The organism is Paracoccaceae bacterium (genome assembly GCA_033344815.1).
Lineage (GTDB): Bacteria > Pseudomonadota > Alphaproteobacteria > Rhodobacterales > Rhodobacteraceae > Roseobacter.
This window is the reverse complement of record JAWPMR010000001.1, coordinates 1,867,086-1,893,158: the sequence shown is the minus strand read 5'-3', so window position 1 is coordinate 1,893,158 and position 26,073 is coordinate 1,867,086. Positions and strand designations below refer to the sequence as shown.

Here is a 26,073-nt window from a genome sequence, read left to right as displayed (position 1 = left end):
GATGGCAATGCGCAACATACCTCTCCTTCATCGCGACGACCCAGACAAGGATCCACTGGTTGGCCATGTGAAAGTGACACGTCAGGATTGGCTGAACATGGCTCGTGATGTGCTTGTGACTGAGGGTGTTGGAGAGGTTAAAATACTTGGGCTGGCCAGTCGGATGGGCGTGTCACGGTCCAGCTTTTATTGGTATTTCAAGGATCGCGCTGACCTGCAAGCCGCGCTCTTGGATGAATGGGAGGCACGCAATACAGCGCAGATCGTGCATCACTGCCAGATTCCCTCAGCCAACATCACCGAGGCTGTCTGCAACTTCTTTCGCTGTTTTGTGGATACATCAAAGTTTGATCGTGGTCTGGATTTTGCGATACGTGAGTGGTCTCGCCGGGATCCAGCCCTTCGTGGCCGGTTGGATGACGCAGACCGCAAGCGTATTTCGGGCCTGAAAGCGTCCTTTGCGATACATGGTTATTCAGAGATAGACGCGGATGCACGGGCGCGGATCTTGTACTTCATGCAACTGGGGTATCACGCGTTGGAAGTGAAGGAAGACATGGAAACGCGCATGTCGCGGCTGGCACCTTACGTTCGCGGATTCACTGGACGCGAGCCCGACCCGGACGTAATTGCGGCCTTTCTGAAGTACGTTGAAAATAGGGGGCTGGTTTGACGCAAGGCTTTCATCGCGCTGTATGCTTTGTGCCCTGCCAAAGGTTTAATACCTGCCTCGCGCAAAGTTAGGTTCAGGGGCACATAAGGTTCCGTCGCCGTTGGCAGCAGCGTTTGGCCGCCGTCAGGTCACGAGCACGTCTCGTTGATTGATACCGCATGCGACCGGCTCGAACCGCCGCGTTGCAACTGACCATTGTCAAACGCTATTGTCATCGGTGGACTGGTGACGCCGAAGCCTTCCTAATGCCGCACATCCCGGACAAACACCTTCGGAAACCACTGGCGATCGAAATCAAACGCATGCAGAATGCAAAAGAGATCATCTATGCCGCGGCCACTTCTTCATCTGCTTTCTCGGCGCCATTACCCGAATCCGATCGAATAAACGTCCAGCGTGCATTGCACAGGACGCCATCGAGTTGATCGCAAAAAAATATACTTTGAAACACGCGAGGATCACCCTCTTCAGAACAGATGTTGTGAAACCCTCATGCCTGGATCCACAATGAATGACTGATTGGCCAGTTATCTCACACCCGTCATGAGGAATCGGTCGTCATCCAACACGGTAGAATGACGACAACACAAGACCACCGTGTTGTGCTCTAAACTACCGCCTGACGGATCCAAATATCCTTCAGGTCGTTTTAAACAAGGGGCAGCAATCCTTCATCTCTGATTGCATAGCACCGCCTCCATTATGAAGATCAAATCGGAAACGGCCGATAGCCGGATTTCGATTGGCGCCAAACACTCTACAATACCTTCAGGTCGCTTGCCATTTGTCTGCCATCTCGCCCTTCGGATAGCTCAAAACTGACCTTTTGATCATCAGCAAGCCCGGTCAGACCCGACCTTTCAACAGCCGATATATGTACAAATACGTCAGAACCACCTTCCTCGGGCGCGATAAAACCATAGCCCTTGGTTGTGTTAAACCATTTCACGGTGCCGTTTGGCATCAGTCCCGTGCCTCCTTTTTCAATCTAGCACCGCGTCGTTCGCTCGGACGCGGCTTATTTATGGATCAACCGAAATATCGGAAGACTACTGTTTAAGAGATTGACCTTTAGGTTTAAAAATCAAGAAAAACGGGACTAAAGCCTGTAATTGCACCTCAGAAAATATGGATTGTGAGTAAATTATGATAATTTTTGGACTTAAGAACTGTGATACTTGCCGAAAAGCGCTTAAGTCGCTGCCACAAGCTGAGTTGGTCGATGTTCGCCTGGACGGTATTCCCGATTCAGTTCTGACTGCTGCATTGGAAACCTTTGGGGACGCTGTGATAAACACGCGCTCAAAAACGTGGCGTGGACTGGAAGAACACGAACGAAATTTACCGGCCATTGACTTGCTGCGGTTACATCCGGCGGTGATGAAGCGTCCCCTGATAGCAACAGAGGCCTCGCTATATTTGGGCTGGCACCGCGAGACGCAACAAGAGCTGGTGGTGACCTGATGTTATACTGGGGTATTGCGGCGTTTGAACGCGTTGTCCAGAGACAGGGGGCCTGCGCCCTTGATGACAAGCACAATCAAAAGGAAAACCCAAAAACTTCTCTGGTCCATAATGACGCTGTCTGGAAAGCGGTCGAACCAGGCGCCAAAGGTTTCGGGGTGTTCCAACCCACCATGGCCGTAAAGATCAGTCAGAGACTGTACTACAATGAAACCGATCATGCCCAATGCGGATAATCTCGTTAAAAGGCCCAACACGATCAGAGCGGGCAAAATAAACTCAGACCATGTGCCAGAAACCACGACAGCCCAGTGAAACATCGAAAGTTGCGATGTGTCATATGTCACGGCCTCCATGGCTTTGGGGAAAATTTGGGCATAGGCGCCAACTGATGGTTGAAACAGGCCAGCAAATCCCTCCCCCAGCTTTGTCAGTCCTGACACCCAGAAATACAACAATAGTGTGGCCGCGAAAACAAAGCGTGCCAGCGTTGACAGCAGCCAATCGGCACGCGCCAGACGCTCTGTTACTGAGGTATAGAGGCCAATCATTTAGTAGTCCTTTGTCTTGAATTCCGTAAGAGCACCGGTTTGCAGTGCTTGGGCCAGGGCAGTTTCCAGATCGAAAGCCGGGGTGGCTTTTAGGGTTTGCTCGTGGGCCTCCCCAAAATTGACACCGTTATGCATCCGTTCAAGCCAGTCAGCGACGCCATGCTCAAGTAAATGCGGAGAAGGATCGAACTGAGGCCGGGTGATTATGACATCCTGAGCAATGGGGCGTGGTGGCGCAGCATCGGTGTCAAAATTGACACGCCAGATGTCAAAAATTGGCCAAGGCGACCTGATAACAATTGTGGACGGCGCAAGTGATAGCTTTAGCGCCATGATTTTTTCCGGCTTGTCCTGAAAAATCAGAGGGTCAATCGGGATCGCATCCGCCGCGTGATAGGAGCGGCGCATGGCCAGATCTAGGCGCGCGCAGTCAGGCAAATAGCCAATGTGAGAAAGCGGTGAAAAATTCGCCAGAAAATCTGGCAGAAGGTCACCATAAAACATCATCAAAGGTGAAGTCGGGGGGTGTTCACGGACATAAAGTGTCGCGAGTTTGGTGAAGCTATCGCGTCCCAAGAGCTTGCAAATGAGGGGAAAGGCCGTTTCGAGCGCTTCGGCGAGTGATACAATGACATTGTTTCTGTAAACAGAAAACCTGCGACCGGCTGGCGCTCGTCCAGCGTCCAATAAGCCCTTCGGCACATCCTTTTCGGCGTTCAGCAGAGCGCCGCTGAATTCTGTTTGTGACACGCTCATAGAACTGCGCAAAGCGCTGTTGATGCGCGTTCCGCTTCCGCGCGCAGTGTCGGCCAGTCTGGAACATCATTGTCCCACTCCACGAGCACAGGCTTTGCGCCGGATTTGGCGAGCGTGAAGTCCAGCAACTCCCAAACCGGGTCTTCTACTGGCTTTGCATGGCTGTCGATGAGCAAAGGGGAGCCTTTGTCGTCTGTGTCTTCGTCATGTCCGCCGACATGAACTTCGCCAACAGCGTCAAGCGGAAGCGCTTCGACATAAGCGCGCGCGGAAACCTTCAGGTTCGTGGCAGAGATGAAAACGTTGTTGACGTCCAGCAGCAGACCACATCCGGTACGCCGCACCAGTTCATTCAGAAAATCGGTCTCCGACCAGGTGCTTTCTTCGAAAGTCAGATAGCTGGATGGGTTTTCCAGCAACATTTTGCGCCCCAACGTGGATTGCACGTCATCAATGTGATCTGCAACGCGTGCCAAGGTTTGGCTTGTATAGGGCAGCGGCAGCAGATCATTCAAAAATGCGCCGTCATGTGTGGACCAAGCGAGGTGCTCGGAGAAGCTGGCAGGATTGGACCATTCGACGAGATGTTTGAGGCGCGCCAGATGATTGCGGTCCAATGGTGTGTCGCCGCCAATACTCAAACCGACACCATGTACCGAAAGGCTGAACCGCTCACTTAAAGTGCGCAGTTGTGCGTGCGGTCTCCCGCCGTCGCCCATGTAGTTTTCGGCGTGAATTTCGATCCATTGGACCGGGCCGGGATCGGCGCACAATTCTGAGAAATGCTGTGCTTTGTAACCGACACCGGGTGCAAGCGGCAATCCGGGAGAACCGGAAGAGGTGTCTAACATCTTGGCCCTCCTAGGTTTTGCCTCGGTCCAGTGGTTGTTTGTGTGCAGGATCAGCCGGTGCAAAACCGACTGATCAGATGCTTGTGGGTCGCTTTATGCAGGCAGATCGCGCTCAAGTTCTTCAAGCGAGCCCTCACGGGATGTGCCATCCGCCATGGCGGGCAAGTCGATTTCTGCGCAGGTACCGGCATCCACCAGCGTCCATGCATTGCCTTGGTAATCCACGGTTGATGTACCGGCGCAGGTTGTTCCGGGACCTGCTGCACAGTCATTCGCGCCAGCCAGGGAAATGCCATAGCATTTTTCCTTGGCAGCAGCTTGAGCTGTCGTCACCTGAGATGCCATTGCTGCTGCGACTGCACCTGCAATGGCGACTGTTTTCATTGTGTTGGACATGATTCAATTCCCTTTTTACGGACCATAGCGGCCAACGATACCAAAATATCTAGCCGCTGATCTCTTAAAACTCCATTCACGACGCGGTGTTTCACAGAGGTGTCAGGCAAAAGTGTCCAATTCCGCAAAATCCTGCCTGATTTCCCCTGAATTGTTACAAAAAGTGCCGAAACGGGCTGATATTCACCAATACCTTGATTGATTGTTACAGCTGATCTGGTGGCGTTGCTTCGATGGAAAGCGCATTTGTAACCTCTTCCAGTGGTTGGACGCTGGTCCGTTTTTCACCCAGACGTCTGACTGTGACAGTGCGCTCTTCAACTTCACGCGCACCAACGGCCAAGATCACCGGCACCTTTCCGACAGAATGTTCGCGGACTTTGTAGTTGATCTTTTCGTTGCGCGTGTCGGCCTCGGCCCGCACACCTGCCTTGCGTAGGTTTTCAACAACCTCCAACACGTATTCATCCGCATCCGAAATGATCGAAGCAACTACGACCTGTCGCGGTGCCAGCCAAAAAGGCAACTTACCGGCCGAATTTTCAATAAGGATGCCGATGAAACGCTCAAATGACCCTAAACAGGCACGGTGCAGCATATAAGGGCGATGCTTTGCGCCATCCTCTGCAATATATGTCGCATCCAGCCTGTCAGGCAGGTTCGGGTCCACCTGAAACGTACCGCATTGCCATTCGCGGCCGATCGCGTCGGTCAACTTAAAGTCGAGTTTTGGTCCGTAAAAGGCGCCTTCGCCTTCATCCAATGTATAGGGATGACCGGTTGCCTTGATCGCGTTTTCCAGAGCGGCTTCGACGTGGTCCCAGCTTTCCTCGGAACCAACGCGTTTTTCGGGACGTGTGGCGAACATGATTTCGAAGGTCTCAAAGCCCAAGTCGCTATACACGGACGACAGGTAATTGATGAATGCGGCGCATTCCGCTTCGATCTGGTCTTCGCGGCAGAATATATGCCCATCATCTTGCGTAAATCCGCGCACGCGCATGATACCATGCAATGCGCCGGAAGGTTCGTACCGGTTGCAGGACCCGAATTCCGCCATACGCAGGGGCAAGTCCCGGTATGACTTGAGCCCTTGGTTGAATATCTGCACGTGGCAGGGACAATTCATCGGTTTCAAAGCGTTGATGGCTTTTTCGCGCGCGTGCTCTTCGTCCACCTCGACGATGAACATGTGCTCCTGGTATTTGTCCCAGTGTCCTGACGCTTCCCACAATTTGCGGTCCACCACTTGTGGTGTGTTCACTTCTACATAGCCGGCAGCGCGTTGTTTGCGCCGCATATAGTCTTGCAGTTCGGTGTAGATCGACCAACCATTCGGATGCCAAAACACCTGGCCCGGCGCTTCTTCCTGCATGTGGTAGAGGTCCATTTCGCGGCCCAGTTTGCGGTGATCGCGTTTGGCAGCCTCTTCGAGCATGTTGAGGTGGGCGCGCAATTTTTCCTTGCCTGTAAAAGCCACCCCGTAAATACGTTGTAGCATCGCGCGATCACTGTCGCCGCGCCAATATGCGCCGGCGATGGACATGAGCTTGAACGCATCGCCGGGTACCTGACCGGTGTGTTGTAGGTGCGGTCCGCGGCACAGATCCTGCCAGTCGCCATGCCAATACATGCGCAGCGGCTCATCGCCGGGGATCGCATCGATGAGCTCGACCTTGTAAGGTTCGCCTTTGTCCTCATAATGCTTGATCGCGCGCGATCTGTCCCAGACCTCTGTGCGCACCGGATCACGTTTGTTGATGATTTCCTTCATCTTTTTCTCGATCAGGCCGAGATCTTCAGGCGTAAACGGTTCCTTGCGATCAAAGTCATAATACCAACCATCTTTGATCACCGGGCCAATGGTGACCTGGGTGTCAGGCCAGATTTCCTGCACTGCCCGCGCCATGATGTGCGCCAGATCATGACGCACCAATTCGTTCGCCTGATCTTCGTCTTGCATGGTGTGGATGGCGATGCTGGCGTCTGCGTCAATGGGCCATGCCAGATCGAAATGCGCGCCATTGACGGTTGCGCTGATCGCTTTTTTGCGCAGCGATGTCGAAATGCTAGCGGCGACCTCTCCCGCACTTATGCCTGCGTTGTATTCGCGTGCGTTGCCATCGGGAAAGGTAAGTGAGACTGAGCTGTCGCTTGGGGCCATCTGGGGCACTCCTCGTCAGTTTGACGCCTACGAGACGCCCGGTTGCGGGTTATGTGCAGTGGCATGACGGCTGGGATTCAAACTGTCAAGCGAAGCGGTTGCTTGTATACCGAAGAATACGTTGACTGCGACATTTCACATGTTATTTCCGACATAACAAAAGCGTAATTGCGTCCAAGGAGAAGCTAAATGCCACGTTTCAATCGCAGTTTTGAATTGAGCATACATGATGTCGATCTGATCGAAGAGTCTCTGCGGGCGCGTGGACGTGAATTGTGCAAGATGCGGCGGGCTTTGTCTGATCAAAACCCGGCCGACTTGCAGTCAATCACCGTAATTGAAGCGGACCAGCGGGAGACCGAAGAGCTACTTGGGCGTTTGCACAATCAAAAGATTTTCTATCGTCCCGGTGCGACGCCTTACGTCGGCGGGTAATTGCGCGACGATCAGCTTTTTCATGTGTGAAAGGCCGCAGCATAGCCAATTGCTAAACAGCACAGCCATCCGACGGAGAAAAGGATAGGGCGCAATGGGAAGCGCGCCAATCCGGAAATCATTCCCGCCGCATGAGCGACCCGTACCAAAAGAAATATGACCGCCGCCCAATATGTCAGTGCGGAATATGCTCCCAACCGGTCAACGACTAAAACCAGTACGGAAAACGGGACCAGTTGTTCAATCAGATTCAGGTGCGCGCGGTGCGCTCGATGGACCCATGGTGGGAATTCTGTGAGGGATGGCGGGCGTTCGAAATCATCAACATCGGCTTGTGGGTGCATATTCACACCCACGATGTAGGGAATCCAAAGGGATGCCGCAAAAACCGACAGAAGAACAACGATAACAAGTTCGGTTGAAAGAGATCCTGACTGCATCCCTCAGACCTCCGCTTCCGCGCGGGCAAATTTTATAGCCTGACCGGTTTCCAGCCATGTTTTCAGCCCTGCCAGTGTCCGCTGCCAACCATCTGCGATACCTTCCTGACCTGCGGGAATGTCGTAATGCTCCACCGTCAGTAGGCAATTCGGGCCCTGCGGTTCGATCAGATAGACAAAGCGTGATTGCTCAAGCGGGACATCGGGACCTGCCCAATGGGGTTCAAAGGTGCTTTCGATGCGGGTTTTTGGCGTCAGTAGCGTTTCCGTCAGAACCAACATCAAACCGTCATCGGGCATTTTAAACACAAGTTTGTTGCCCTCGCGCACGCAACTGCCAGCAACAAAATTGTAGGCTGCATTGGCCTCAGGGTCGGTTAAGGCATGCCAAAGGGCATCTTGTGTGCAGTGAATGAAAGTCTGCATAACGAAGTCGGGTTTGGTCATTTTCGGTGTTCCTTCAAGTTGAGATTTGAGATTGAGCACCGCTCGCGCCGCTGGTTTGACGAGTAAAGGTTCGACCCAGCGATCTATGGCCTCCTGCAAGGGAAGTACGTTGAGGTAGTGGAATTTGAACCTGCCTTTTTTTTGGGTCACGATCAGTTTTGCGTCTTCCAGCACACGCAGATGCTTCATCACGCCAAACCGTGTCATGTCGAGTTGGCCTTCAAGATCTTGCAGGCTTTGCCCCGGTTTAGCCCGTAGACTGTCGAGCAGGGTACGGCGTGCAGGATCTGCGAGTGCTTTGAAAGTCGAATCCATAGATTGCTTATAGGTGATTATATAGTCACGTGACAATGTGGTAACGTATAAAATTTGCCAGATAGCTGTTGCAGAGAACGTCTGCTTGCACACATGATTGAAGAAAAAGGATGCTGAATGACCTCTCCACACTATCTCGACGGTCCATCGGGTCGCAGGCTGGCCTACCACCTGACGTCAGGTAACGGTCCATGCATCGTGTTCTTGGGCGGGCTTAAATCGGATATGGAGGGTACAAAAGCGCTTCATCTGGAAGCATGGGCGCAGGCGCAGGGGCGCGCGTTCTTGCGGTTCGACTATTCGGGTCATGGCCAGTCCTCCGGGGTTTTCGAAGAAGGTTGCATTGGGGATTGGGCGGAAGACACCATTCACATCATTGAAGAGCTTACAGATGGGCCGATCATCCCGGTCGGGTCTTCCATGGGAGGATGGCAGGCGTTGCTGCTGGCGCGGCGTGTTCCAGACCGGATCATGGGCCTTGTAACGATTGCAGCAGCGCCGGATTTTACCGAAGATGGGTATTGGGAAGGGTTCAACGCGACCCAAAAAGCCGAACTGGAGAAGAAAGGCCGTATCGAAATTCCGTCTGATTACATGGAGCCCTATGTGATCACCTGGCGGATGATCGAAGACGGTCGAAAACAACTGGTATTGCGGACGCCGCTGATGTTGCCGTTCCCAGTGCGGTGCCTGCAAGGTACGGCAGATACTGCTGTCAGCACAGATACAGCGTTACGCCTGATGGGCCATGCGTCCTGTCCTGACATGCGATTGATACTGGTGAAGGATGCGGATCATCGTTTCTCGGATGAACCTTGTCTTGAGATGATTGAAACGGCGGTTAAAGACATACTGGCCCTTGCAGAATAGGAGGCGAAATTGGAGCAACGGATCAGCCTGATCACTCTTGGCGCGCGGGATGTGCAGGTGCTGTCTACTTTCTATGACGCGCTCGGTTGGCAGCGCACGCCGTCCCCGGATGGTGTGGTTGCTTATGATTTGATCGGTCAGACGCTTGGTCTGTACCCTTTGAGAAAATTAGCCGAGGACATAGGCGTGCCGATGGCTGCGCTGGGGTATGGTGCAAGCACGTTTGCCCACAACCTATCGACCAAAGATGAGGTGGCCCCGCTCTTGACGCGCGCGCAGGAGGCTGGTGCGAAGATTCTAAAACCTGCACAGGACGTATTCTGGGGAGGGCATCATGGGTATTTTTCTGATCCTGAGGGACACATTTGGGAAATCGCGCATAACCCGTTTGCACCGCTGAGAAACGACGGGGCTTTTCGTTGGTTGGGATACGGTGACACTTGATGCGCAGCCCAAAGTCCATGTGGAGCCTCGAAACACTTGGACGCATCCGCTTGTCCAAATACTACTACATGAGGGATTTTCTATACTCTGAAATCGGCAATATGCATCGGATTTCGAATCTCCCGCCCAACCCCGAACTGACGATCGCCAACGGTCGCAAACTATGCTGCGAATTACTGGACCCTCTGGAAGAGACGTTCGGTCGGGTCGCAATACGTTCAGGCTATCGATCTCCGACTTTGAATAGTTACGGCAACGTCAACAAGTTAAACTGTGCTGCAAATGACAACCCAATTGAATGCCACATCTGGGACAGAGGGAGCGGGACGCAGGCCATTGCAGGAACATCGCTCGCAATTCCATGGTTCACCGACCAATACGAAAAGGGGCGCGACTGGCGTGATCTGGCATGGTGGATCCATGACCACCTTCCTTATTCGGAGGCTTGGTTCTTTCCCAAACTGGCGGCTTTTAACCTTGTATGGCGACCAGTGCCCTTGCAAACAATATCCAGCTATATTGCGCCAAAGGGTATGTTGCTGCGCGCAGGCGATGCGCCGTCAGAAAACATCTCCGAACGTCGCCAACGATATGCCGACTTCCCTTCCTACCGAGGCATCAAATTACCAAATAGCGAAAATTGTGAGGGTGCCTTTTAGCAGAAGAGGTCGAATACGTTGGGTCCACGCATCAAAAATTCCACAATTCCTGTGCCTGGGGCAGCGTTGATACAATGAGATGGCGATGCGCCGTGGGCAAAAGCTGCGCACGCCGATGAACATCGAACACTTCGGGACAGGCATGTTTTCAATGAGCGCGGCGAATTTTAGTCGGGTCTCTAAACTGTGTTTCTCCTAACAAGGGAAAGGCATTTTCCACTGGGAATGTAATGGCGCACGACAACGGTAAGTCGTTGATGTCCTTGACTTTCGACACGAAGACTTCGAGGGCCTTGGAAAGGTTTATTGATGCTCTTTTCCGGCTTTGTAATGGACCAAAGTACTAATCAGGCAGCGACCGCTGAGATAATTTTCTCAGCACAGATCTTGGACACACCCGCGCGGCGTTGCAAAATGCTCGAGATTAGATAAAGGGCCCACAAACGGTGTGCGCTTTGACCCAGAATGCTGGCGCAAGACAAAAGGCTGCAATGCAGGGCTGATCAGCAAATAAAGGAAACGACAGGGTCTGGTCTAATTCGCATAGCAGAACCACCCATGCCCGCACAAATGATCACGGGTCTGACAAAGATCCGGTCGCCAAATCTCTATTTTGCTTCTCTGTAACAGTAATTTTGCAACGACGCAGATTTTAAGGCCCGCCTACCTGAGCAAGGATGCCTCAATGAAAGTGCTTTCGGCGGATATCGATCTTGGCGTCGTCCCACGCAAAATGTGTTTCCTTGGACTTATGAGCGGCGTCAAATACGCTGCATGGGCAGCGCGGCATCATTGAACCGTAGATCTGCGAGCGTGGCACGTTTCTGGTAACACTGGGCGTTGAGCCAATCGATGCACCGAGGGCTTGCGGTCTAGATGATTGCAGGTAAATCTCATGTCGGAAACTCTACATTTTGGAGCAGGTTATGAGAGACGCAGGTCGAAAATCTAGCGGGCCGCAAAAGTATGACTGAGCCGTTGGTGCTGCTGCCCGGAATGATGTGTGATGCGCGTCTTTTTGGCCCACAAATTGCTGAGTTGTCAGCAGACACGGCAGTGACAGTTGCACCGATCACCCAAGGTGAGCGGATTGAAGAGATTGCGTCAGGATTGCTGGACCAATTGCCCCAGCGGTTTGCCTTGGCGGGATTGAGCATGGGCGGTATCGTAGCCATGGAGATCCTGCGCCGTGCTCCAGATCGGGTTACGCGGATTGCATTTTTGGACACAAACCCGCTTGCAGAAACGCCCCAGATTGCAGCTGCTCGCGAACCTCAAATCGTTGCGGCGCGGACCGGGCGCATGCTTGATGTGATGCGCGAAGAAATGAAGCCCAAGTATCTGGCTCCCGGACCAAACCAGCAAGCTATACTCGCACTGGTCATGGATATGGCCGTCGCGCTAGGCCCTGAAGTTTTTGTGCGTCAGTCCCGTGCACTGCAGCGCCGGCGTGATCAACAAAGCACGCTGCGAAAGTGTAAAGTTCCGGCACTTGTCCTATGCGGACGTCATGATGCCCTCTGTCCGGTCAAGCGGCACGAACTGATGTCGGAGCTGATCCCTTATGCGACACTATGCGTGTTAGAGGATTCAGGACATTTACCCGTGTTGGAGCAGCCCTCAGAAACCACACAGGCTCTGAGGGACTGGATGGCGCTCCCTCTGGTCCTGCGGTAAATCTGGTTCAAGCTGCGTTTTTGTTCGCTGCTTTGCGGTCTTTGCGCGGGGGTTTGCCGCTGTTGGCATCAATGAAATCCAGCACCAGTGGCCGTATATTTTGCCGCCAGCTTTTGCCTGCGAAGATACCGTAGTGACCTGCACCTTCTTCCAAGTGGCTGGCCTTTTTATTGTCAGGAAGGCCGGTGCAAAGATCCAACGCCGCAATACACTGCCCAGGCGCAGAGATATCGTCCTTGGAGCCTTCCACAGTTTTCACAGCCACAGTCGTGATTTTGCCGATATCGACTTTCTTGCCCGCAACTGTAAAGTCATTGCGTGCAATTTCACCGTCTTTGAAAATCCGTTGAACGGTACTGAGGTAAAATTCAGCCGTCATGTCCATGACAGCAAGGTATTCATCATAGAATTTATTGTGTTTGTCGTGATCAGCCGCTTCGCCCCGCGCAACGCGACCGATCTGATCGGCAAACGCTTTACTGTGGGTTTCGGAGTTCATTGAGATAAAGGAACTCAGTTGCAACAAACCGGGGTATACCATGCGGCCAACACCGGGATATTTGAAGCCGACGCGTTGGATCATCAACTCCTCAAGTTGACCCATTGTCATCCGGTGACCAAAATCAGTGACGTCCGTGGGCGAGGCGTTCGGATCGATCGGACCGCCAATCAAGGTCAGGCTGCGGGGTTGCGCTTTGGGATCTTCTTCAGCCAGATAGGCCGTTGCCGCCAAGGTAAGCGGTGCGGGTTGGCACACTGCGATGACATGCGTGTCCGGGCCGAGTTCGCGCATGAAGTCGACAAGGTACAGCGTGTAGTCTTCGATATCAAATTTGCCGGAACTGACCGGAATATCCCGCGCGTTATGCCAGTCCGTGATGTAGAGGTCGGCGTCCGGTAGCAGGCTGATGACTGTTGAGCGCAGAAGTGTCGCGTAGTGACCGGACATCGGAGCAACGAGCAAAACCTTGCGGTCTGGCAAGTCGCGTCCCGGTACTACAAAACGCAAGAGATCACCAAAACTCCGCTCAACTACGATTTCGGTGCTGACCACGTGGTCCTTTCCATCGCTGCAGGGTACCGGCGGAATATTCCAGTCCGGCTTCACCACCATACGCTGAAAGGTGCGCTCCGTTACTTCGCCCCATGCTTGCATCCATGCAAATGCGGGGTTTGGAATCAATGAGAAAGCGGGGTAAGCTCCCATGGCAAGTGCTGTCGCGCCGAGCCATTGGTTTGTGTTGCGGACAGTCTCCATAAGGTCATAAGTGGCCATGTAGCGCATAGGGGTCTCCTTGTTAATATCCGTACCTACCGGAACATACAGTCGGTTCGCCCCCTGAAAGCCAACGACATTATGCTGCAACTGCAAACATACGAGGGAAAGATTAATATGACAACAGGAACTGACAGCGAGGTGATTCCTTCGGAGCAAACACTTGAGAGAATGACCGAAAATCTCAAGAAAGTTGAAGCGCTGTCAGAACGGTTACACCGTGTGATAACCAATCGCCAAACGCACAATCCGGCGTTGGATGGGCCGAATCAGGAGCTTTTTGGTCGCGCGGCACAAGCATATTGGACGGAAGCCGTGACCAATCCGGCCAAGGTTTTTGAACACCAAATGTCCTTTTGGTCAGAAACAATGAAGCAGTTTGTGCAGGCGCAGCAAGAGTTGGCCAAGGGTAAACTTACCGCGCCAGATGATCCCGGACCCAAAGACCGTCGTTTTGCCAATCCGCTGTGGGACACGCATCCATACTTCAATTACGTCAAGAAACAGTACCTCATTAACGCCGAAACGCTGAACCAAGCCGTTCAGGATGTCAGCGACCTGGACCCGTCCGAGAAAAACAGATTGACCTATTTCGCGCGTCAGATCGTCGATCTGATGTCACCCACAAATTTTCTGGCGACAAACCCGGATGCTTTGGAAAAAGCGCTTGAAACGGAAGGTCAGAGCCTGGTGCACGGGCTCGAAAATCTGATCCACGATCTGGAAGTCAATAAAGGCGAGCTCGTTGTGAAGCTTGCGGATGAAAGCGCGTTTGAATTGGGGCGCAACATCGCGACCACGCCGGGCAAGGTTGTTTTCCGCAATCGCATGATGGAACTCATTCAATACACCGCCACGACGGAACAGGTGCACAAGACGCCGCTGGTAATTTTCCCGCCCTGGATCAACAAGTTCTATATTCTGGATCTCAAAGCGCAGAACTCAATGGTGAAGTGGCTGACGGATCAGGGCTACACTGTCTTCATGGTGTCATGGATCAATCCGGATCCGACCTACCGCGATGTTGGTATGGAGGACTACATTGAAGACGGCTATCTGACTGCGATTTCACAGATCAAAGAGATCACAAAAGAAAAGCAAGTGAACGCCGTCGGATATTGCATCGCAGGTACCACGCTGTCGCTGACATTGTCCCTTTTGAAACAACGCGGCGACAAGTCGGTCAAGTCAGCAACGTTTTTCACAGCGCTGACGGATTTTTCTGACCAAGGTGAATTCGCGCCGTTTCTTACTAATGACTTTATCGACGGGATCGAATTGGAAGTAGAAGACAAAGGCGTTCTGCCTTCGGTTATTATGGCGAGAACTTTCTCTTTCTTACGGTCCAACGATTTGATTTATGGCCCGGCGATCAAAAGCTATATGATGGGCGAAACGCCGCCCGCATTTGATTTGCTTTATTGGAACGGGGACGGCGCCAACCTGCCTGCGAAAATGGCGATGCAATATTTGCGTGGATTGTGCCAACGCAATGAATTGGCACAGGGTGGGTTCGATCTTCTGGACATGAAGTTACGGCTGGAAGACCTCGATGTTCCAATCTGTGCGATCGCCTGTGAGACCGATCATATTGCAGCCTGGAAAGACTGTTATCGGGGAGTGCAGCAAATGGGCTCTAAGAACAAAACGTTCATTGTCACACAATCCGGTCACATCGCGGGAATCGTGAATCCGCCCACAAGGAACAAATATGGGCACTATACCAATACGGATCTATCGCTGGAGTATCCCGACTGGTTGGAGAAAGCCGACTTCACCGAAGGCTCATGGTGGCCGCGCTGGGAATCCTGGTTAAAAAAGCAGTCTGGCAAGATGATTCCTGCACGCATCCCGGGGGATTCCAGCCATCCAGTGCTCTGTGATGCTCCCGGTACATATGTGGAGAAGAAAGCAACCCTTTGATTTAAAATCCATTTAGCGATGCAGAATAAAATTGCTGCAGTGCAGAAAAAAATACTTGAAATGCCGCACTGCAGCATGTATATCCTTTGTCAGACGCGACACAGCCGGGATCATCCGGAAAGCGACGAAAGGACCTAGACATGACAAAGACACCTGACATGACCGCCGTATTCAAAGACGTTCTGGGCGCATTCCCAGTGGACACAGCTTCGATGGAAGACGCGTTTAAAACAACAGCTTCCCTGAACGAAAAACTGTCCGGCGTAGCTTTGACTGCCGCTGAAAAATCAACTGAAATCTCCAGCAAATGGACACAAGAGACACTGGCCAAACTGGCGAGCATGTCCAAAGCCAAAGCTGAACCAGCCGACTACGCAAAAGCGATGACCGATTTCGCATCCGCGTATTCCGAAACAGCTGCCGAGCATATGGCTGCTTTTGCTGAAGTTGCGAAAAAAGCGCAAATGGAAACAGTTGAGCTGATGATGGCCGCAGGCAAAGATATGGGCGAAGACGCATCCGCCGCTGTCAACAAAGCGACAAAAGAAGCAACAGCCGCAGTCAAGAAAGCCGCTGCTGCAAAGTAATTTCTCTCCCAGTTAGCGCCTACTTCCTCCCTGAATGGCGCAAACTATGAGGGCGGGCTGCAACAGCCCGCCCTTTCTTTTTACAAATCTGTGCCCTAAGCTGCAATGCAGCGTCGGATCAGGGAGAAATTGCGTGGCGGAAAAAGACAAACCATTGCTTATCAAGCGATATGCAAGCCGGCGCCTGTATAACACGGAAACCAGCGATTACGTCACACTAGATGATATCGCAAGTTTGATACGTGAAGGCCGCGAGGTTCAAATCGTGGATTTGAAATCAGGCGACGATCTGACTCGTCAATATCTTCTTCAAATCATTGCAGAACATGAAAGCCGCGGTGAAAGCGTATTGCCAGTTGACGTGCTGAATGATCTGGTGCGCAGTTACATGACGCCGGGAGCGAGCGTGGTGCCGCAGTTTCTTCAGGCCTCATTTGAAATGCTGCGCGACGGGCAGTCCCAAGTGATGGACAAGATGACAACAATGAACCCCATGGCGAAAATGCCAGGATTTGAATTGATGCAGGCGCAGCAAAAAGCCTTCATCAAAGCGATGACCGGTGGCATGGGCGGTGTCAGCGGCTGGAGCGCGCCAGATGCAGGTGAAGCGGCTGCTGAAGAAGAGAACAGTGAAGACCTTGACGCGATCAAAAAGCAACTTGCAGATTTGCAGGAAAAGCTTTCGAAGCTGAAATAGGGATCAGGCGACTGCTGTTGCCTTGGATGGTGCCGCTTTGTCGGCCGCATCCAGCAAGACACCTATGACCGCATCGAGTTCGCCGCGCGACAGCTGTACGGGTAAACGCACGTCGCAAGCATGCATCAGCATCGCACGTGTCTGAGGTAATTCAGGCAGGTTCTCAATAAATTGCCAGTTCCAAAAGGCACGCGCATTATCCGCGCTTTGACCAAAAACTTGCACCTTTACCCCTGCTTGCCCGGCGAAAGCTGCAAAATCCGTGATTGCAGCATGATCCAGTCCAATCAGATTGAATTGAATACTGTCGGGCGCGCGTTCTTCGCCGTCAAGTTCATGCGGTACGGCGATATGAGGCGACTTTTTCAGTTGGGCCGCCACGTAGTCGTGATTTCGCCGGCCATCCAAAACTCGCTTCGGCAACAGATCCAATTGCGGACGGATAAGAGCGGCAGACAGGTTGTTCAGCCGCAAATTATAGAGTGGCAATCTGTTCTGATGGCGCGCAAAAGCTGCGAGCAAGACAGGATGCTTTTGCCAGTTATGTTCATAAGCTCCTGACATGATAATGGCGCGCGCCACCAGATCGGCGTTATCTGTGATCAGAATGCCGCCTTCGCCCGCATTGATCAACTTGTAGGATTGGAAAGAAAAACATCCAATTTGGCCAATTGTACCGATCTTTCGCCCGCGCCAGACGGTCCCAAGGGAATGCGCCGCATCCTCAATCACAGGAACACGCTCCGCGTCACAAAGCGCCATGATCGCGTCCATGTCAGAGGTATGTCCGCGCATGTGGCTTATAATAACAGCGCTTATGTTGTCCGAAAGCTTGGATGCAAAGTCATCCAGGTCAATGCGATAGTTATCGCCCACCTCGCATAGAACGGGAATGCATTCCGCGTGAACTACGGCGGAAGGCACCGCCGCAAATGTGAAACCGGGGATCAAAACCTTGGCGTCACGGGGTAGATCCAATGCTTTGAGTGATAAGAACAAAGCCGCCGAGCAGGATGAAACGGCAAGGGCATATTTGCTGCCCATCATTTGCGCGAATTCGGATTCCAGCAATGCCACGGGTGAATCATTGTCTGCCGTGTAACGAAAGAGATCCCCGGATTGCAAAAGCCGCTCGATTTCTGATCGCGCGCTTTCGGGAATGGGTTCGGCCGCATGCATATTGGGAGGTGTCATATTTGATTTTCCAAAATCTGATATTTGGAAAATATAAATCAATTGGTCACAGCATCCAAGTGAATCTTTCATGACGCGTGTTGCGTTTTAAACCCCGAAACGGTCACGAAGCGCATACCACGTCATGGCCAGAACAAGCAGCGGGCTTCGCAATGCGCCACCCCCTGGAAAAGCGGGCGTTGGAAAGGCGCTCATCGCGTCAAAACCGTCGCTTTGTCCTTGAACGGCATGTGCCATCAATTGACCCGCGTGCGTGGCGGTACCGACTCCGTGACCGGAGTATCCTGACGCAGACAGAACATTGGGAGCTACCCGAGCAAGATAGGGAAAGCGTTTCATCGTAATTCCGAGAGTTCCGCCCCAAGCATAGTCGATCTTTACACCTTTCAAATGCGGAAACACGATTTCCATTGGTTTGCGAACGGTCGCGGAGATGTCTTTTGGAAAGCGATAGCCATAGCTTTCGCCGCCACCAAAAAGGAGCCGGTTGTCATGGCTCAAACGAAAGTAGTTTACAACGAAACGGCTGTCGGCGACTGCAACGTCCTCGTTCAACACTTGTTTTGCGCGATCTCCCAGAGGTTCAGTGGCGACGATGAAATTGTTGATCGGCATCACGCGGGCAGATACAGAGGGGGCGAGTGATGACAAATAGCCATTGCAGGCAAGGATGACATGATCCGCGGTAACACGCCCTGCTTCTGTGTGAAGGACTGCAACTTTGCCATGGGCAACGTCCAAAACACAAGATTTCTCGTAAATCTCGACGCCTGCGTCTGTTGCCGCGCGCGCCAATCCCAAGGCAAAGGCCAGGGGGTGCAAGTGTGCGGCACCCTTGTCCAGGATACCGCCGCGATAGTCCGGTGATGGGCAAATCTCGTGGCATTGCGCGGCGTTTAATGTCTGGATGTCCGAATACCCATATGACGTATCGAGCAGTTCTGCATAAGCATGCAAATCATCCACTTCGGAGGCAGAGGAACCGGTCCAGGCGACACCCGGTTTCAGATGGCAATTGATGCTGTGTTCCGCGATCAGCGATTTCACAAGCGCTTTTGCGTCTTCACCCAGATCCCAGAGTGTTTGGGCAGACGAGTCTCCGAGCATCTTTTGCAGTGCGTCTTGCGTCACGCGTTGACCGCTCCCCAATTGACCCCCGTTGCGCCCGGATGCGCCAAACCCCACACGGTGGGCTTCAAGCAGGATCACACGACGCCCGGCTTGTGCCAGATGAAGGGCCGCGGACAGGCCTGTGTAACCTGCACCGACGATACAGACGTCTGCTTTGACATCTCCCTTCAAGCTTTCAAAAGGAGGGAGCGCGGGGGTACTGGCCGCGTACCAACTTGGAGGATATTTCCCAAGCGTATCATTGGCATAGAGCAAATTCACAAGCGGCCCTCAGGTTTGTCCGTTGGTTATTTGTTGGGATCAGACGTTCAATAAAAGGTGTTCGCGTTCCCATGGGGAGATAACTTGCAGGAATTCGTCATACTCTGCACGCTTCACAATTGAATAGACCCGCGCAAACTCCGGCCCAAGAACGTCGTGCAATGCTGTCGCTTGTTCAAACAGATCCAACGCAGATCCAAGGACGCGCGGAATATCACCGTCTCCATCATAAGCATCCCCCTTGAACTCATCGCGCGGTTTCTGCTTCTGCGTGAGACCCAGATACCCACAAGCCAGACTGGCCGCGATGCCCAAGTAGGGATTGCAATCCATCCCGGCCACCCGGTTTTCCACCCGTCGCGCCTCAGGACCAGACAGCGGTACCCGGATGCCTGTGGTGCGATTATCCCGTCCCCAATGCAGATTGATCGGTGCTGCGTGATCTTTAACGTATCGCCGGTAGCTGTTCACGTAGGGGGCGATGACAGCCAGAGCCGCCGGCATATGATTTTGAAGCCCGGCAATAAAGTGCGCGAATGCCTCTGTTTCATGCCCGTCTTCCGTGGAAAAAATATTGCGACCCGTTCCCGTTTCCAAAACCGAATGATGGATGTGCATGGCGCTGCCCGGTTCATCAGCGATGGGTTTGGCCATGAAAGTCGCAAAACAATCATGGCGCAGGGCGGCTTCGCGGATCAGTCGTTTGAAATAGAAGACTTCATCGGCCAGTTTGACCGGGTCACCGTGTAGCAGGTTGATCTCCAACTGGCCCGCGCCACCCTCTTGGGTGATCCCATCGATTTCAAACCCTTGTGCCTCGGCAAAGTCGTAGATGTCGTCAATGACAGGTCCGTATTCATCCACAGCGGTCATTGAATAGGCTTGGCGTGCGGCGGCCGGTCGACCGGAACGGCCCATCATCGGCTTGATGTCATGTGCCGGGTCAAGGTTGCGCGCGACCAGAAAGAACTCCATTTCTGGTGCGACAACCGGTTCCCATCCTTTGTCCCGGTAAAGCTGGCAAACGCGCTTCAGTACGTTGCGTGGGCTGAAGGGCACGGTTTCACCATTGCGATCAAAGGCGTCATGGATCACCTGCAGTGTCCAGTCCCCCGTCCAGGGTGCCGCGGTCGCCGTGTTCATATCAGGCTTGAGGATCATGTCTTTCTCGATAAAACCGTCATCGCCCGCTGCTTCGCCCCAATCGCCCGTGATGGTTTGATAGAAGATGCTGTCCGGCAAATGGAAATATTCCTGACGCGCGAATTTTGACGCCGGAACGGCCTTGCCGCGCGCAATACCGGGAAGATCCGAGATGATGCATTCGACTTCATCCAACCGCCGCCCTTCCAGATAAGCTGCTGCTGCAGGCGGGAGTTGCGCTGTCCAATCGGCCATCAGGCCCTCTCTTTCGTGAAAAATTCAGCCATGGCTTTAGCTACAGCGTGACGATCCGTGGGAGCATACAAGGTTGCGCGTGCTTGGTCCAAAAGACGGTCGGGTACGATACCCTTGCCGCGCGTTTCGATCAGACCTTGGATGAAATCAGCGCCATATTCCGGGTGCGGTTGCAGGGTCCAGATCCGATCTTCATACATCAAAGCAGCATTCTCACAGAAGTCATTGCGCGCGGTCACCACTGCCATGTTCGGTTTTTCGACAACCTGATCCTGATGCCAGGCGTTAATCGAACAGGTTTTTCCATCCATTTGATATTCAGTGCGCCCCACGGCCCAACCTTCGGCAAATTTTTCGACCCGTCCCCCCATGGCTTGCGCAATGATCTGATGCCCGAAACAAATGCCAATCATGGGTCGTTTGGCGTCGAATGTGTCGCGAATGAATTCTTCGAGCGGCGCAATCCACGCGTGGTCCTCATAGGCTCCGTGCTTGGAGCCGGTGATCAACCAACCGTCTGCATCTTCGACGCTTTGAGGAAAAATGCCATCAACAACGGGCCAGCCTTCAAATGTAAAACCATGGCCGTCAAGAAGCCGCTCGAAATACTGGTCGTAGAGCCCCCCCGCCATCATCGTATCAGGGGGATGACCCGTCATCAGAATGCCGATTTTCATGGTTGCCTCACACTGTATCAAGGTACACGTTGACCTGTTCGGATGGGGTAAGTTCCTGCATGAAATGATACTCCTGCCGCTTGGTCAGAACGAGATTTTGGATCAGTTCGGCCGGGAAAATGCGGGCAATCGCCGGATCCTTTTCAAAAGCGTCAATTGCGGATTTCCAATCCCCTGGGATTTGCGGCAAGTCAGCGGCATATGCGTTACCCGTGATCGGTTCTGGTGGCTCGGCGCTATCTTCAATGCCACCGATTGCCGCCCCCAAAACAGCCGCCAGCATCAAGTAAGGGTTTACATCACCGCCTGCGACGCGATGTTCAATACGCCGCGCGCTGGGACTTCCGGATGGAATCCGGATCGCCGAGGTGCGGTTTTCATAGGCCCAGCTCACCCCAGTGGGCGCGTGGGATCCCGGGACCATACGGTCAAAACTGTTCGCATGGGGCGCAAAGATCAAGGCAGATCCCGGCATGGCGTTCAGGCATCCCGCCACCGCATGGCGCAGGATATCGGAACCCTCCTCGCCCCCATTGTCAAACACGTTGCTGCCTTCTGCGTCCAGAACCGAAAAATGCATATGCAAGCCGGATCCGGAGTAATCTTCATAGGGTTTTGCCATAAAACTCGCGGCAAAGCCGTGTCGCCGCGCCAACCCTTTGACCAGCATCTTGAACAGCCAGGCATCATCTGCGGCGCGCAAAGCATCATCACAATGCATCAGATTGATTTCAAACTGGCCCAACCCTGCTTCGGAAATGGCCGTATCGGCGGGAATGTCCATTTCTTCGCAGGCGTCATAAAGATCGGTGAAAAAGCTGTCGAATTGATCCAAGGCGCGCAGCGACAAGATCTCGCCCGCGACACGTCTTTTTCCCGAGCGGGGTGAGGGCGGCACCTGAAGCTTGCGACCGGAATCGTCGATCAGAAAAAATTCCAGTTCAACCGCACAAACCGGCGTAAGGTCCCGTGCTTTGTAACGGTCCAATACAGACCTCAAGGCGTGGCGGGGATCACCCGCATAGGGACGCCCGTCTTCATGAAACATCCAGATGGGGAGCAATGCAGTAGGCGCATCTAGCCATGGCATGGGCATGAATCCGCGTTCAGTCGGTTTTAAAACACCGTCCCTGTCGCCACTTTCAAAGACGAGAGGGCTGTTTTCGATGTCTTCCCCCCAGATATCGAGGTTCAGGACTGACATTGGAAAGCGCGTACCGCCCTCAACAGCCTTATCCGCGTAACGGGAGGGAATACGTTTGCCGCGTGCCTGACCGTTCAGATCAGCGGCGGCCACGCGAATGGTACGCACTTGGGGGTTTTTGCGAAGCCAGTTCTTCATAGCTTACCGCTGCGGTGTGTTGGCAAAAGGCGCATGTACCTGACCTGTGGCCAGCGCCACAAACAATTTGATCAAATTATGGATACTACCGGATGAGGTTAGGGCGCAACCTCAATTTGCGGCGCATATTTTGCGGCAAATGCCGGTTCAATCGCCCATTGGCCAGACCAAAAACGCCAATAATCACGAGCGTCAGCAAAATGAAATAGAATGCCAGAATCGGATAGGGCACGAACGGATTGAAAGTTTTATCGGCAAAGTAACTCGCGTAATACAGCGCATCACCGCGTTGTTGCCACGCCGGGAAACCGGAGAAAAACACAAGCGCTGTGGATTGGAAGAGAAAGATTGCCTCATTCGTATAGGCGGGCCATGCAAGGCGCAGCATGGTCGGCCAGATCACGCGTTTGAACCGCGCCCAACCCGTCATACCATACGCATCTGCGGCCTCAATGTCGCCTTTGGGAATCGACAAGAGCGCACCGTAAAAGATTTCCCCCGAATAGGCTGCGGTGTTGCAGAACAAAACGATCAGGGCCCCTAACCAGGCGGCTGTAAACGGATCAAAAAACGGGGAGACTGATTTAAGATTCAGGAATAGGAAATACCCGAAAAAGAACTGGATAAACAGCGGTGAGCCGCGGAACAGGAAGATGAACCATTCGGCGGGCTTTCGATAGATCGCACGTGGGGATGCTTTTCCAAGGGCCAGGGCTGTGGCCAGGAAAAAGCCCATGCACAGGGCGAAAACACCAAAGTAGATGTTCCAGATCATGCCCGAGCCAATCAGGGTAAATTGCTGGCACAGGGTGAAATCGTCACGTGGCAAGAGCCGTTCGCCAATGCCAACAGCGCGCAGGCCATAGTCTTGAATTGTTTGCCAGCAACTCATGCGGCGGCCTTACGTTGAGCTTCGCCGCCCGCGGTGGCCTGACCATGGGTCAAACGTGTCATGATCCGGCCCAGAACGATTTCAGAAACCCGGGTAAAGACGAGGTAGAAGACGAGGAGTGCCAGAAAATACCACATGCGCCAGTCCCCATGTGGATATTCCGTAAAGCGGGGCGTCTTGGTGCCGCCCAGCTCACGCGCCCAATAGACAATGTCCTCGACGCCCAGCAGGAACAGAAGCGGCGTGGCTTTGATCAATACCATCCAAAGGTTGCTGAGACCGGGCAGGGCATAGACCCACATTTGTGGCACCAACACCCGCCAGAAGGTCTGGCGCGGTGACATGCCGTAGGCTTCCGCTGTTTCCAGCTGTGTACGGGGTACTGCGCGCATGGCGCCAAACAGCACATTCGCGGCAAAAGCCCCGAAAACAATGGCAAAGGTCAATACGGCCAGCGAAAACCCGTAACTCTCATGCACCCATTGAGGTGCACTGCCAAGGGGCACTTTGGCAGCCTGACAAACCACAAAATCATTGCCTTGTCGGATGGGTTCCGACCAATCCGGACACAGGGCCTTGTGGCGCAGGTATTCGATACCCTGATCCAATGCAATCACGAAGAACAAAAAGAATGCGATGTCCGGGACGCCACGCACGACAGCGATATAGGATTTTCCAAACCATTGAAGCGGCACGAAATGTGAGCGCGCTGCAGATGCCGCACCAAAGCCGAAGGCCAAGGCGATCGGAGCCGTAATCGCCAGCAGCAAAAACACTGTAAAAACCGAATAATAGATCGACATATGCTTACCTGTGGTCAGGTAGCAGGCCATCCACTGCCAGCCGGACAGGGTGCTTGGATCTGTGCAAAAGCTAAAAATAACATCCTCTAACAAAATAAGGGGGCAACGATGCGCTGCCCCCGGTGGTCAAATCAGAATTGTTCCAGGTCGGGCAACCATTTGCCAATCAAGGCATTCAGGCTGCCATCGTCTTTCATGGAACGGATCGCAACGTTGAACTTCTCTTTGAGTTCGGTGTCACTTTCGCGAATGCCCAGACCGATGCCGCCGCCGATCATCACTTCCTCGTCCAGCATTTGCAAATCCGCGTCCGCGTTTGCAAGTTCAGACAAGAAAGCTTTGTCGGCCAGAACCGCGTCTGCTTCGCCGTTTTTCACAGCGGCGACGGTTTCCTCGGGCGTTGCAAACTCAACCAAGGTCGCATCCGTGGAAGCAATATAGCTGGCTTGAATTGTATTGGACTGTGCCGCGACCACGCCGGTTTTGATGTCCGCGTCACTGGAGGATGCGAGGTAACCGGAAGGATCAGGCAGGGTGTATTGCTCTGAGAAATCGATGACTTCGTCACGTTCATCGGTCACGGACATGCCCGCAATGATCACATCATAGTTGCCGGACACGAGGTTGGGGATAATGCTGTCCCATTCATTGGTGACCCACTCGCAGGTCAGTTCGGCGCGCTTGCACAGCTCATCGCCCAACTCGCGCTCAAACCCGTCCACTTCGCCCGCATCATTGATGAAGTTGTAGGGGGGGTAGGCGCCTTCCGTCCCCATGCGCACGGTTTTTGAATGGCCATCAGCCAAGGCCATTCCAGCCGTCATGGCCAATGCCGCAGAGGCAAGGATTAGTGATTTCATGGTATTACTCCCGTTTTTTATCTTTAGGTTACGCGGCGTGGGTTGCTGAAAGGAACCCGCGCAGTCGTTCGGATTTGGGCGCGCCAAAGAGAGTCTCAGGCGGGCCTTGTTCTTCGATCAGGCCGTGATGAAGAAAGACCACATGGTCTGACACGTCGGCGGCCAGTTTCATATCATGGGTGACGATCATCATGGTGCGACCCTCGGCTGCGAGGTCTTTGATCACCCTGACAACTTCCTGCTCCAACTCCGGATCCAGCGCAGAAGTGGGTTCGTCAAACAAAAGGGCTTCGGGCTCCATGCAGAGGCCGCGTGCGATGGCCGCGCGTTGTTGCTGACCGCCTGACAACTGGGCGGGATAAACGTCACATTTGTCGCCAATCCCCACCTTGTCGAGGTATCCGCGCGCAGACTGTTCCACTTCGGTCCGGTCCCGTTTGAGCACGGTCAGCGGCGCTTCCATGACGTTTTGCAAAATTGTCATATGCGCCCAGAGGTTAAACTGCTGAAACACCATCGACAGGTTTGTCCGGATGCGCAGGACCTGCTCGGCATCTGCGGGGCGACGATTGTGGCCCTCGCCCTTCCACGCCACAGGTTCACCCTTGAACCTGATCTCGCCTTCTTGGCTGTCTTCCAGGAGATTGCAGCATCGCAAGAGGGTGGATTTTCCAGAACCGGATGAGCCAATCAGCGAAATGACATGTCCTTTGGGAGCAGAGATATGGACGCCTTTGAGAACCTCAAGCGTCCCGTAGGCTTTGTGTAAATTATGGATTTCAATAACCGGCGGTTGAATGGACAAAGCACACTGTCTCTTATTGGTTTCAGTGCAGTATAAAGTGCCAAATTTATAGCTTTTGCAATGTTGAAAGCAGTTTGGCGCCCGT

The 26,073-nt window shown here is 53.3% G+C and carries 28 protein-coding genes; 10 read left to right on the top strand and 18 right to left on the bottom strand.

Annotation, left to right across the window (positions count from 1 at the left end; all coding sequences use genetic code 11):
• Position 1: 1 nt before the first annotated feature.
• Positions 2 to 673 carry a TetR/AcrR family transcriptional regulator gene (locus R8G34_08830; protein ID MDW3222973.1) on the top strand — a complete coding sequence of 224 codons (672 nt, stop codon included), beginning with the start codon at positions 2 to 4 and terminating at the stop codon, positions 671 to 673.
• A 757-nt stretch (positions 674 to 1,430) separates the two neighbouring features.
• On the opposite strand, the gene R8G34_08825 is transcribed toward R8G34_08830, so the two are convergent.
• Positions 1,431 to 1,637 carry a cold-shock protein gene (locus R8G34_08825; protein ID MDW3222972.1) on the bottom strand — a complete coding sequence of 69 codons (207 nt, stop codon included), beginning with the start codon at positions 1,635 to 1,637 and terminating at the stop codon, positions 1,431 to 1,433.
• Positions 1,638 to 1,819: 182 nt separating this feature from the next.
• On the opposite strand from R8G34_08825, the gene R8G34_08820 reads away from it, so the two are divergent.
• Positions 1,820 to 2,137 carry an ArsC/Spx/MgsR family protein gene (locus R8G34_08820; protein ID MDW3222971.1) on the top strand — a complete coding sequence of 106 codons (318 nt, stop codon included), beginning with the start codon at positions 1,820 to 1,822 and terminating at the stop codon, positions 2,135 to 2,137.
• 2 nt (positions 2,138 to 2,139) lie between these two features.
• Here the strand turns inward: R8G34_08820 and R8G34_08815 are convergent, their stop codons facing one another.
• From R8G34_08815 to thrS, 5 genes are all read right to left on the bottom strand, one after another.
• Entirely contained in the window at positions 2,140 to 2,688 is a 549-nt protein-coding gene (locus tag R8G34_08815) for a DoxX family protein (protein ID MDW3222970.1), read from the bottom strand.
• On the bottom strand, positions 2,689 to 3,444 hold the full coding sequence (locus R8G34_08810) for a DNA-binding domain-containing protein (GenBank protein ID MDW3222969.1): 756 nt from the start codon (positions 3,442 to 3,444) through the stop codon (positions 2,689 to 2,691). It abuts the gene before it with no gap.
• Complete coding sequence (locus R8G34_08805) at positions 3,441 to 4,295, bottom strand: DUF692 domain-containing protein (protein ID MDW3222968.1); 855 nt, start codon at positions 4,293 to 4,295, stop codon at positions 3,441 to 3,443. Before R8G34_08805 ends, R8G34_08810 begins: the two co-directional genes overlap by 4 nt.
• Positions 4,296 to 4,388: 93 nt before the next feature.
• Positions 4,389 to 4,691: a DUF2282 domain-containing protein gene (locus R8G34_08800; GenBank protein ID MDW3222967.1), complete on the bottom strand. Its 303-nt coding sequence runs from the start codon at positions 4,689 to 4,691 to the stop codon at positions 4,389 to 4,391.
• A gap of 205 nt (positions 4,692 to 4,896) precedes the next feature.
• On the bottom strand, positions 4,897 to 6,855 hold the full coding sequence (gene thrS / locus R8G34_08795) for a threonine--tRNA ligase (GenBank protein MDW3222966.1): 1,959 nt from the start codon (positions 6,853 to 6,855) through the stop codon (positions 4,897 to 4,899).
• Positions 6,856 to 7,044: 189 nt separating this feature from the next.
• Here thrS and R8G34_08790 point away from each other — a divergent pair, with 189 nt between their 5' ends.
• Entirely contained in the window at positions 7,045 to 7,290 is a 246-nt protein-coding gene (locus tag R8G34_08790) for a hypothetical protein (GenBank protein ID MDW3222965.1), read from the top strand.
• 20 nt (positions 7,291 to 7,310) lie between these two features.
• Here R8G34_08790 and R8G34_08785 read toward each other — a convergent pair whose 3' ends face one another.
• Both R8G34_08785 and R8G34_08780 read right to left on the bottom strand, forming a co-directional pair.
• Positions 7,311 to 7,730, bottom strand: a complete 420-nt coding sequence (locus tag R8G34_08785) for an MAPEG family protein (protein MDW3222964.1) — start codon at positions 7,728 to 7,730, stop codon at positions 7,311 to 7,313.
• A 3-nt stretch (positions 7,731 to 7,733) separates the two neighbouring features.
• Positions 7,734 to 8,492, bottom strand: coding sequence for a helix-turn-helix domain-containing protein (locus R8G34_08780; protein ID MDW3222963.1), 759 nt, complete (start codon positions 8,490 to 8,492; stop codon positions 7,734 to 7,736).
• Between the two features lie 117 nt (positions 8,493 to 8,609).
• Between R8G34_08780 and R8G34_08775 the strand changes: the two genes are divergently transcribed.
• From R8G34_08775 to R8G34_08760, 4 genes are all read left to right on the top strand, one after another.
• A complete protein-coding gene (locus R8G34_08775; GenBank protein ID MDW3222962.1) occupies positions 8,610 to 9,362 on the top strand; it encodes an alpha/beta hydrolase in 753 nt (250 codons plus the stop codon).
• 9 nt (positions 9,363 to 9,371) lie between these two features.
• Positions 9,372 to 9,806: a VOC family protein gene (locus R8G34_08770; protein MDW3222961.1), complete on the top strand. Its 435-nt coding sequence runs from the start codon at positions 9,372 to 9,374 to the stop codon at positions 9,804 to 9,806.
• A complete protein-coding gene (locus R8G34_08765) occupies positions 9,806 to 10,465 on the top strand; it encodes a hypothetical protein (GenBank protein ID MDW3222960.1) in 660 nt (219 codons plus the stop codon). Before R8G34_08770 ends, R8G34_08765 begins: the two co-directional genes overlap by 1 nt.
• 966 nt (positions 10,466 to 11,431) lie before the next feature.
• Positions 11,432 to 12,142 carry an alpha/beta fold hydrolase gene (locus tag R8G34_08760; GenBank protein MDW3222959.1) on the top strand — a complete coding sequence of 237 codons (711 nt, stop codon included), beginning with the start codon at positions 11,432 to 11,434 and terminating at the stop codon, positions 12,140 to 12,142.
• Between the two features lie 7 nt (positions 12,143 to 12,149).
• On the opposite strand, the gene phaZ is transcribed toward R8G34_08760, so the two are convergent.
• The gene (gene phaZ, locus R8G34_08755; GenBank protein MDW3222958.1) at positions 12,150 to 13,427 is read right to left on the bottom strand and encodes a polyhydroxyalkanoate depolymerase; all 1,278 of its coding nucleotides are present in this window, start codon (positions 13,425 to 13,427) and stop codon (positions 12,150 to 12,152) included.
• A gap of 108 nt (positions 13,428 to 13,535) precedes the next feature.
• Here phaZ and phaC point away from each other — a divergent pair, with 108 nt between their 5' ends.
• The 3 genes from phaC (at position 13,536) to phaR (ending at position 16,625) form a co-directional block, all read left to right on the top strand.
• The gene (gene phaC / locus R8G34_08750) at positions 13,536 to 15,341 is read left to right on the top strand and encodes a class I poly(R)-hydroxyalkanoic acid synthase (protein MDW3222957.1); all 1,806 of its coding nucleotides are present in this window, start codon (positions 13,536 to 13,538) and stop codon (positions 15,339 to 15,341) included.
• Positions 15,342 to 15,481: 140 nt separating this feature from the next.
• Positions 15,482 to 15,928 (top strand): phasin family protein, encoded by a 447-nt coding sequence (locus tag R8G34_08745; protein MDW3222956.1) that lies wholly within the window; start codon positions 15,482 to 15,484, stop codon positions 15,926 to 15,928.
• A gap of 133 nt (positions 15,929 to 16,061) precedes the next feature.
• Positions 16,062 to 16,625, top strand: a complete 564-nt coding sequence (gene phaR, locus R8G34_08740) for a polyhydroxyalkanoate synthesis repressor PhaR (protein MDW3222955.1) — start codon at positions 16,062 to 16,064, stop codon at positions 16,623 to 16,625.
• A 3-nt stretch (positions 16,626 to 16,628) separates the two neighbouring features.
• Here the strand turns inward: phaR and R8G34_08735 are convergent, their stop codons facing one another.
• The 9 genes from R8G34_08735 to R8G34_08695 all read right to left on the bottom strand — a co-directional run bounded on the left by R8G34_08735 (position 16,629) and on the right by R8G34_08695 (position 25,988).
• Positions 16,629 to 17,819: an aminotransferase class I/II-fold pyridoxal phosphate-dependent enzyme gene (locus R8G34_08735; GenBank protein MDW3222954.1), complete on the bottom strand. Its 1,191-nt coding sequence runs from the start codon at positions 17,817 to 17,819 to the stop codon at positions 16,629 to 16,631.
• Positions 17,820 to 17,906: 87 nt separating this feature from the next.
• Positions 17,907 to 19,211, bottom strand: coding sequence for an FAD-binding oxidoreductase (locus R8G34_08730; GenBank protein ID MDW3222953.1), 1,305 nt, complete (start codon positions 19,209 to 19,211; stop codon positions 17,907 to 17,909).
• 39 nt (positions 19,212 to 19,250) lie between these two features.
• Positions 19,251 to 20,609 (bottom strand): glutamine synthetase family protein, encoded by a 1,359-nt coding sequence (locus tag R8G34_08725; protein ID MDW3222952.1) that lies wholly within the window; start codon positions 20,607 to 20,609, stop codon positions 19,251 to 19,253.
• Positions 20,609 to 21,286, bottom strand: a complete 678-nt coding sequence (locus R8G34_08720; GenBank protein ID MDW3222951.1) for a type 1 glutamine amidotransferase — start codon at positions 21,284 to 21,286, stop codon at positions 20,609 to 20,611. The genes R8G34_08725 and R8G34_08720 overlap by 1 nt, the downstream gene beginning before the upstream one ends.
• Before the next feature lie 7 nt (positions 21,287 to 21,293).
• Complete coding sequence (locus R8G34_08715) at positions 21,294 to 22,628, bottom strand: glutamine synthetase family protein (protein MDW3222950.1); 1,335 nt, start codon at positions 22,626 to 22,628, stop codon at positions 21,294 to 21,296.
• Positions 22,629 to 22,713: 85 nt separating this feature from the next.
• Positions 22,714 to 23,520, bottom strand: coding sequence for an ABC transporter permease subunit (locus R8G34_08710; GenBank protein ID MDW3222949.1), 807 nt, complete (start codon positions 23,518 to 23,520; stop codon positions 22,714 to 22,716).
• On the bottom strand, positions 23,517 to 24,401 hold the full coding sequence (locus tag R8G34_08705) for an ABC transporter permease subunit (GenBank protein MDW3222948.1): 885 nt from the start codon (positions 24,399 to 24,401) through the stop codon (positions 23,517 to 23,519). The genes R8G34_08710 and R8G34_08705 overlap by 4 nt, the downstream gene beginning before the upstream one ends.
• 53 nt (positions 24,402 to 24,454) lie before the next feature.
• Positions 24,455 to 25,183 (bottom strand): transporter substrate-binding domain-containing protein, encoded by a 729-nt coding sequence (locus R8G34_08700; protein ID MDW3222947.1) that lies wholly within the window; start codon positions 25,181 to 25,183, stop codon positions 24,455 to 24,457.
• Between the two features lie 28 nt (positions 25,184 to 25,211).
• Positions 25,212 to 25,988: an ATP-binding cassette domain-containing protein gene (locus tag R8G34_08695; protein ID MDW3222946.1), complete on the bottom strand. Its 777-nt coding sequence runs from the start codon at positions 25,986 to 25,988 to the stop codon at positions 25,212 to 25,214.
• Positions 25,989 to 26,073: the final 85 nt, after the last annotated feature.

Excerpts from the sequence above, each read along its gene's own strand:
- R8G34_08825 (MDW3222972.1), bottom strand. The coding sequence starts at position 1,637 with ATGCCAAACGGCACCGTGAAATGGTTTAACACAACCAAGGGCTATGGT.
- R8G34_08760 (MDW3222959.1), top strand. The coding sequence starts at position 11,432 with ATGACTGAGCCGTTGGTGCTGCTGCCCGGAATGATGTGTGATGCGCGT.
- phaZ (MDW3222958.1), bottom strand. The coding sequence starts at position 13,427 with ATGCGCTACATGGCCACTTATGACCTTATGGAGACTGTCCGCAACACA.
- R8G34_08785 (MDW3222964.1), bottom strand. The coding sequence starts at position 7,730 with ATGCAGTCAGGATCTCTTTCAACCGAACTTGTTATCGTTGTTCTTCTG.
- R8G34_08820 (MDW3222971.1), top strand. The coding sequence starts at position 1,820 with ATGATAATTTTTGGACTTAAGAACTGTGATACTTGCCGAAAAGCGCTT.
- R8G34_08710 (MDW3222949.1), bottom strand. The coding sequence starts at position 23,520 with ATGAGTTGCTGGCAAACAATTCAAGACTATGGCCTGCGCGCTGTTGGC.
- R8G34_08810 (MDW3222969.1), bottom strand. The coding sequence starts at position 3,444 with ATGAGCGTGTCACAAACAGAATTCAGCGGCGCTCTGCTGAACGCCGAA.
- phaC (MDW3222957.1), top strand. The coding sequence starts at position 13,536 with ATGACAACAGGAACTGACAGCGAGGTGATTCCTTCGGAGCAAACACTT.
- R8G34_08830 (MDW3222973.1), top strand. The coding sequence starts at position 2 with ATGGCAATGCGCAACATACCTCTCCTTCATCGCGACGACCCAGACAAG.
- R8G34_08745 (MDW3222956.1), top strand. The coding sequence starts at position 15,482 with ATGACAAAGACACCTGACATGACCGCCGTATTCAAAGACGTTCTGGGC.
- R8G34_08780 (MDW3222963.1), bottom strand. The coding sequence starts at position 8,492 with ATGGATTCGACTTTCAAAGCACTCGCAGATCCTGCACGCCGTACCCTG.
- R8G34_08720 (MDW3222951.1), bottom strand. The coding sequence starts at position 21,286 with ATGAAAATCGGCATTCTGATGACGGGTCATCCCCCTGATACGATGATG.
- R8G34_08775 (MDW3222962.1), top strand. The coding sequence starts at position 8,610 with ATGACCTCTCCACACTATCTCGACGGTCCATCGGGTCGCAGGCTGGCC.
- R8G34_08805 (MDW3222968.1), bottom strand. The coding sequence starts at position 4,295 with ATGTTAGACACCTCTTCCGGTTCTCCCGGATTGCCGCTTGCACCCGGT.
- R8G34_08800 (MDW3222967.1), bottom strand. The coding sequence starts at position 4,691 with ATGTCCAACACAATGAAAACAGTCGCCATTGCAGGTGCAGTCGCAGCA.
- R8G34_08700 (MDW3222947.1), bottom strand. The coding sequence starts at position 25,183 with ATGAAATCACTAATCCTTGCCTCTGCGGCATTGGCCATGACGGCTGGA.
- R8G34_08765 (MDW3222960.1), top strand. The coding sequence starts at position 9,806 with ATGCGCAGCCCAAAGTCCATGTGGAGCCTCGAAACACTTGGACGCATC.
- thrS (MDW3222966.1), bottom strand. The coding sequence starts at position 6,855 with ATGGCCCCAAGCGACAGCTCAGTCTCACTTACCTTTCCCGATGGCAAC.
- R8G34_08725 (MDW3222952.1), bottom strand. The coding sequence starts at position 20,609 with ATGGCCGATTGGACAGCGCAACTCCCGCCTGCAGCAGCAGCTTATCTG.
- R8G34_08790 (MDW3222965.1), top strand. The coding sequence starts at position 7,045 with ATGCCACGTTTCAATCGCAGTTTTGAATTGAGCATACATGATGTCGAT.
- R8G34_08715 (MDW3222950.1), bottom strand. The coding sequence starts at position 22,628 with ATGAAGAACTGGCTTCGCAAAAACCCCCAAGTGCGTACCATTCGCGTG.
- R8G34_08735 (MDW3222954.1), bottom strand. The coding sequence starts at position 17,819 with ATGACACCTCCCAATATGCATGCGGCCGAACCCATTCCCGAAAGCGCG.
- R8G34_08815 (MDW3222970.1), bottom strand. The coding sequence starts at position 2,688 with ATGATTGGCCTCTATACCTCAGTAACAGAGCGTCTGGCGCGTGCCGAT.